Annotated in this window: 1 protein-coding gene; it reads right to left on the bottom strand. The window is 62.1% G+C overall.

Features of this window, described 5'->3' with window-relative positions; translation table 11 throughout:
* Nucleotides 1-677: 677 nt before the first annotated feature.
* Nucleotides 678-983 (bottom strand): hypothetical protein, encoded by a 306-nt coding sequence (locus D9V29_RS14735; protein ID WP_121674087.1) that lies wholly within the window; start codon nt 981-983, stop codon nt 678-680.
* Nucleotides 984-1,105 lie beyond the last annotated feature (122 nt).

The following is a 1,105-nucleotide window of genomic DNA, read 5'->3' as shown; positions in this document are numbered from 1 at the left end:
GGGCTTCTAGTGTGCACGGGTGCGCCTGAGCGAAGCCTCACAGCGAACCTCGCCGTCAGTGGCTTCCAGCAAGATTTCATCCACCAATTGAAAGGGCAGCATGAAACACGGGCTAAGTCTGTCCCGTAAGGCGTTGCTCTTGCGGCCATCCGGGCCGCAGCTATCGACAGGATGTCGTCGCGGCATTCGCTACGCATTCAGCAACCGCGGCTCGGGTGTAACGGATGAGCCGGCCCCCGAGCCGGTGGAAGGTCGGTCCCGCGTTCTGGTCGCGCCATTGGCGCAGCTCTTCGAGCGTGTGGCCGAGTATTGCGCTGGTCTCTTCTGGTGTCAGAAGAAGGGGAGCTGGGATCGTTTCACGGCTCATAGTTTTTGTCCTTCCGGGGTGGCGAGCCCGTGACCGGATCGGACCTCGTTGGTCCTCATGATCTCCGGATTGTCGGCTTGCAGCCGATGGCCCGCCATCGGCTGACACTCGCCAGTTGCGCGCAGCGGAGTGGGTGTCAAGGGCGGCCGCAGGCCGGATTCCGGAGGAATCTGCGAAGCACCCTTGACTCCCTCGTGAGCGCAGTGCAACCAGTTCCACCACAAAGCAGAACAAGAACCCGGTACACATAGAACTGGCCCCACCTGGAAGAACCGGGTGGGGCCAGAAGCGGTAGCGGGGGAGTGGTGCATTACTCCGCAGCAGCCAGCTGAACGCCAGGTGCTGTGCGGCGCTTTCGCGGCCGTGGTGGAGAAGCGCCGGGCGCACGAACACCCGTTGCTCGCAAATCTTTCTCGCTCCATCCAGCGCTGATCGCCGCGCTCCAGGCACGCTCATGCGCCGCTGTTGCTTCCTTCAGCTGCTGCTCGGCCGTGTCGAAGCGGTTGGCGGCATCCGCCAATGAGCGCACCGCTTCAACCCGCGTGTTCACGTCGGCTTCGATAATCTGCCGCGCTTTTGCAGCGGCCTCTTCGGGATTCACATTCACGTCGCTCATGCCCCCAGATTAACAGTGGTTTGCTCACGCGGCTAGACCGTTCTCGCATCCGCTCGTTTGCGACTGACACGTTGTGGTCTCCCCCGTCACGCAAAGGCGTTTCGGGAGCAAGCTATAGAATT

Source organism: Mycetocola manganoxydans (genome assembly GCF_003667545.1).
Lineage (GTDB): Bacteria > Actinomycetota > Actinomycetes > Actinomycetales > Microbacteriaceae > Mycetocola_A > Mycetocola_A manganoxydans.
This window is presented reverse-complemented; position numbering and strand designations above follow the sequence as displayed.

Bases quoted from the DNA above. Each gene is read 5' to 3' on its own strand.
- D9V29_RS14735 (WP_121674087.1), bottom strand. From the start codon at position 983: ATGAGCGACGTGAATGTGAATCCCGAAGAGGCCGCTGCAAAAGCGCGG.